General features: G+C 59.7%; 1 protein-coding gene. It reads right to left on the reverse strand.

Annotation, left to right across the window (positions count from 1 at the left end; all coding sequences use genetic code 11):
* Positions 1–275: 275 nt before the first annotated feature.
* A complete protein-coding gene (locus BO1_RS48810) occupies positions 276–1,508 on the reverse strand; it encodes a Zn-dependent hydrolase (RefSeq protein WP_028223772.1) in 1,233 nt (410 codons plus the stop codon).
* Positions 1,509–1,566: the final 58 nt, after the last annotated feature.

Below are 1,566 nucleotides of genomic sequence, written 5' to 3' on the forward strand. Positions count from 1 at the left end.
GTTAAGCGCGGCACCCGCCCCCCCTTGTAGTCGTAATCCAGCCCTGTCCGGTTAAATGGCGTCTCTACTATTTTGTATATTTCTGGACGCCCGCTGATCGGTCAGAGCTTCGTGCGCAATCCAACTGCTTACGCCTCGCGTAAAGGTCCGCGTGGCGCCCGGGCAGCAAGCTGTCGCCGATCTTCGATCAGCAGCACGTTGACTGACCCGGTTCCAGGTCGATCACGAGCATCTCCTGCGTCGGGTTAATCGACCGTCAACGATCGCATGCAGAATCAGCGTCGAGCGAGTTCCAGCATCGAATGCAACAAAACATTCGCGCCGGCTTCGAGGTGGCTGGGTTGTGCGTCTTCGATTTCATTGTGGCTGATCCCGTCCTTGCACGGCACGAAAATCATTCCGGCCGGGGCCACTCTTGCGGCATAGATGGCATCATGACCCGCGCCCGAGACCACATCCATGCTCGAGTATCCCAATGCATTCGTGGCACCACGAATCGCTTCGACGCAATCTGGATGAAAATCGCAAGGCGGGTAATACGAAACCTGCTTGAGGCTGATTGGCAGTCCGCTTTCGCTCGACAGCGAATCAATGAACTTCATCAATTCAGCATCCATCTTCTTCAGCAGATCGGCGCTCACGTTTCTCAGATCGACACTGAAATTGACCCGGCCCGGAATCACGTTCCGGCTGTTAGGGAATGTTTGCACAAATCCGACCGTGCCGCGGCCGTACGGTGGGTACCGGTTCGCGATTTCCACGACTTCCTGCATGATGCGCGTGGCGACCTGAAGCGCGTCCTTGCGCAGTTTCATGGGCGTGGGGCCCGCGTGAGCCTCCATGCCCGACACCTCGCAGTCGTACCAGGACAACCCCAGCACCGCCGGCACCACGCCAATAACCTTTTCCGCATCCTCCAGCACGGGGCCCTGTTCGATATGAGCCTCGAGATAGGCGCCGATCGGATGGTCACCCGGCGTCTGATCCCCGAGGTAACCGATGTATTCCAGTTCCGACCGTACACGCTTGCCCTCGATGTCGGTCGCCTCGTAGGCGTGTTGCAGGCTGAACGCGCCGCAAAACACCCCTGAGCCCATCATCACCGGCACGAATCGCGATCCCTCTTCGTTCGTCCAGATTGCGACTTCAATCGGCGCATCGGTTTCTATGCCCGCGTCGTTCAGCGTTCGCACAACCTCGAGGGCAGCCAGGACGCCGTAGTTGCCGTCGAATTTCCCGCCGGTCGGCTGGGTGTCGATATGACTTCCCGATACCACCGGCGGGCGCAACGAATTGCGGCCTTTGCGGCGCATGAAGATGTTGCCGATCTGATCGACCGTCACATCGAGCCCCGCCTGGCGTCCCCACGAAGTGACAAGATCCCGGCCCTGCTTGTCGAGCTCCGTCAAGGCAAGCCGCTTCACGCCGCCCTTTTCCGTCGCGCCGATTCTCGCCAGCTCCATCAGGCTTTTCCAGAGGCGGTCACCGTCTATTTTCAGGCTTTCCATGTCACGCTGCCCTCACGATGTAAAGTGGACGGCGCGCGCCGCGCGCCGTGTCCAGCCG

The sequence above is a fragment of the Paraburkholderia oxyphila NBRC 105797 genome (assembly GCF_000685075.1).
GTDB classification, from domain to species: domain Bacteria; phylum Pseudomonadota; class Gammaproteobacteria; order Burkholderiales; family Burkholderiaceae; genus Paraburkholderia; species Paraburkholderia oxyphila.